At 69.4% G+C, this 2,974-nt stretch carries 4 protein-coding genes; 1 reads left to right on the top strand and 3 read right to left on the bottom strand.

Annotated features, from left to right (window positions below; all coding sequences use genetic code 11):
• Positions 1-204: 204 nt before the first annotated feature.
• Genes BFN01_RS13090 through BFN01_RS13080 form a run of 3 tightly spaced genes read right to left on the bottom strand, consistent with a single transcriptional unit; the run spans position 205 to position 2,464 of the window.
• Positions 205-558: a cupin domain-containing protein gene (locus BFN01_RS13090; protein ID WP_256221161.1), complete on the bottom strand. Its 354-nt coding sequence runs from the start codon at positions 556-558 to the stop codon at positions 205-207.
• Positions 555-1,952, bottom strand: coding sequence for an FAD-binding oxidoreductase (locus BFN01_RS13085; protein ID WP_071644784.1), 1,398 nt, complete (start codon positions 1,950-1,952; stop codon positions 555-557). The genes BFN01_RS13090 and BFN01_RS13085 overlap by 4 nt, the downstream gene beginning before the upstream one ends.
• 44 nt (positions 1,953-1,996) lie before the next feature.
• A complete protein-coding gene (locus BFN01_RS13080; RefSeq protein ID WP_071644783.1) occupies positions 1,997-2,464 on the bottom strand; it encodes an Lrp/AsnC family transcriptional regulator in 468 nt (155 codons plus the stop codon).
• A 100-nt stretch (positions 2,465-2,564) separates the two neighbouring features.
• On the opposite strand from BFN01_RS13080, the gene BFN01_RS13075 reads away from it, so the two are divergent.
• Positions 2,565-2,974, top strand: a 410-nt coding sequence (locus BFN01_RS13075) for an aldehyde dehydrogenase family protein (RefSeq protein ID WP_143187249.1), incomplete at its 3' end; no start/stop codon positions are given.

Below are 2,974 nucleotides of genomic sequence, written 5' to 3'. Positions count from 1 at the left end.
CTCCGACCTGCTCGGCGCCGACCTCGATGACGGCGAGACCGTGGCCGCCCTGCACCTCGCCCTGCTGGCGCGCCGCTGACCCGCCCCGCCACCCCCGCCGCGCCGTGCACGGGTACAAACCGGGGGCCGACACTCCAGATGTCGGACACATCCCGCGAATGCGTCCGACATCTGGAGTGTTGGCCCCCCAGGTGTGCCGGGCGATCAGGCGATGTACACCTTGCGAAGGGTCTCGTGCACGGCCCAGAGGGTCTGCATCCCCGCGGCCAGACGCACCACCGAGCCCGCTCGCACCTCGATCGACGGCAGCGACGGATCGATGAACTCCACCCGCGCACGGCCCGCGAGCACGATGAACACCTCGTCGATCTCCGTGTCGACCGCGGCGCCCTCGGTCATCTCCCAGATGCCCACCTCGACCCCGGCGAACGGTCCGAGCTCCCGGATGCCCGTGGTCGGCGCCCCCGCGCGCACCGCGTCCGCGGACAGCGGCTCGTGCGGGAGGGGCTCACGCAGGGCATCCGTCACGATGCCCGCCGTGTCGAGCGGCCGGCTCACGAGTCGAACCCCATGCCGACGGCGTCCAGCGCCTTCAGCAGCAGGTTGCGTCTGCCCTGGTTGTGGTCGGCGTGGTCCATCGACCTGCGCACGAGGTTCACGCCGATGGATGCGGCGGGCTCGGGCGGGAAGGGGATGGGCTTGGTGCGCACCATCTCGAGTCGCGTGCGCTCGGTGTCGAGTCCGGCGAGCTCATCGAGCATGACGTCGGCGGCGAAGCGGCTGGCGCCGACGCCGAGGCCGGTGAACCCCGTCGCGTAGGCGACGCGACCACCGCGGGCCGTGCCGAAGAACGCGCAGAAGCGGCTGCACGAGTCGATCGCGCCGGCCCACCGGTGCGTGAACGTCAGCCCCTCCAGCTGCGGGAACGTCGTGAAGAAGTGCGAGGCGAGCCTGCGGAAGCTCTCGGGGCGCTCCTCGTACTCGGCGCGCACCCTGCCGCCGAAGTGGTAGATCGCGTCGTACCCGCCGAACAGGATCCTGTTGTCGGCGCTCAGGCGGTAGTAGTGGAACTGGTTTGCGCTGTCGGCCAGGCCCTGCCGGTTCTGCCAGCCGATCGACTGCAGCTGCTCGCTCGTGAGCGGCTCGGTCATCAGCACGTAGTCGTACACCGGCACGGTCATCAGGCGATTGCGCTTGAGCAGCGAGGGGAAGACGTTGGTGGCGAGCACGACGTGGTCGGCGCTCACGGTCGCCCCGCCCGCGACGGTGACGGTCTGCCGGCCCGATCCGCGGATGCCGGTGACCCGGCTGCGCTCGTGGATGACGACACCGAGCTCCGTGGCGACCCTCGCGAGCTCGACGACGAGCTTGGCCGGATGGATCATCGCGCAGCCGTTCCGATCCCAGCTCCCCGCGAGATACGTGGGGGAGTGCACCTCGGCGCGCACGGCATCCCGATCCAGGAAGTCGTCACCGGCCATCCATTCGACCTGGTGCGGCTCGACGGCGACGGCCAGCTGCCCGGTGCGCTCCCAGTCGACGTCCATGCCGTAGCGCTCGACCGACTCCTGGATGCCGTCGAGGTTCTCCAGACCGAGGCGCTCGAGCTGCGCCATCTCGTCCGGCCACCGGTTCATCCCGTTCTCGTAGCCGTGGGTCAGGCTGGCCTCGCAGAAGCCTCCGTTGCGACCGGATGCCGCCCAGCCGACGCGGGCGGCCTCGAGCAGGATGACAGAACGCTGCGGGTCGCGCTCCTTGGCGCGCACGGCCGTCCACAGACCGGCGTATCCGCCGCCGACGATGACGAGGTCGGCCCGGGTGCTCGAGGTGAGCGCGGGATATCCGGGGCGCTCGATGTCGTCGAGCCAGTAGGCGGCGTGTCTGGTGTCGCTGAGGGCGGCGTCGATCAGGCTGTCGTGCGGGCGCGAGCGCTCGAACACTGTGGTGCCCATGGATCACGTTCTCTCTCGAAGGGGGAGGGCGGTGCGGCTGCAGATCAGCGCGTGCCCCAGTTGTAGAAGTCCTTGTGCAGACCGGCGTAGATGAGGCTCTCGGTGTGCTCGACGCCGGGGATGGCGCGCACGCGCATCGACACCAGCTCGAGCAGATCTTCGTCGGTCTCGCAGATGGCTTCGGCGAGCACGTCGAAGGTGCCGAGGGTGACGACGACGTAGGCGATCTCGTCGAATGCCTTGACCGCCTCGGCGACCTCGCGGGGATCACCCGAGGTGCGGATGCCGATCATCGCCATCCGCGCGAAGCCGAGCTGCCGGGGGTCGGTGACCGCGACGATCTGCATGACGCCCGAGTCGGTGAGGCGCTGCACACGCTGACGCACCGCCGCCTCGCTGAGTCCGACCGCACGGCCGATGTCCGCGTACGGGCGTCGTCCGTCCTGCTGCAGCAGCTCGATGATCCGCTTCGAGACGTCGTCCAGCGTGACGGTCTTTGACTTGTCGGCCATCCGCTGATCCTGACATGAGAATGTCGTGAACGCAACCGTATTCGTAGCAGAATCGGTTTAAAACCTCTGAATCCGCAGGATCTCTGGATAGAGTGGCCCCATGGCAACGACGACGCTGCAGAACCACATCGGCGGCTCCCTGCGGAACGCCCACGGCGCCGGCACCCTCGACCTCATCGACCCGGCCACGGAGGAGGTGTACGGCCGCATCCCCCTGTCCGATGCGCACGACCTCGACGCAGCCTACGCCGCCGCAGCGTCCGCCTTCCCGATCTGGCGCGAGAGGACGCCGGCCGAGCGGCAGCTGGCGCTGTTCCGGGTCGCGGATGCCATGGCATCCCGCGCCGAGGAATTCGCCGACCTCGAATCGCAGGACACCGGCAAGCCGCGGGCCACCCTGGTGGCCGACGAGATCGAGCAGTCGATCGACCAGCTGCGCTTCTTCGCCGGTGCCGCCCGCAGTCTCGAGGGGCGCGCGGCGGGGGAGTACGCCGCCGGGCACACCTCATA

It is taken from the genome of Microbacterium sp. AR7-10, assembly GCF_001878835.1.
In the GTDB taxonomy this organism is placed as follows: domain Bacteria; phylum Actinomycetota; class Actinomycetes; order Actinomycetales; family Microbacteriaceae; genus Microbacterium; species Microbacterium commune.
Note: the sequence above shows the minus strand (reverse complement) of the source record. Positions and strands in the feature narration are given on the sequence as shown.

Excerpts from the sequence above, each read along its gene's own strand:
- BFN01_RS13085 (WP_071644784.1), bottom strand. The coding sequence starts at position 1,952 with ATGGGCACCACAGTGTTCGAGCGCTCGCGCCCGCACGACAGCCTGATC.
- BFN01_RS13080 (WP_071644783.1), bottom strand. The coding sequence starts at position 2,464 with ATGGCCGACAAGTCAAAGACCGTCACGCTGGACGACGTCTCGAAGCGG.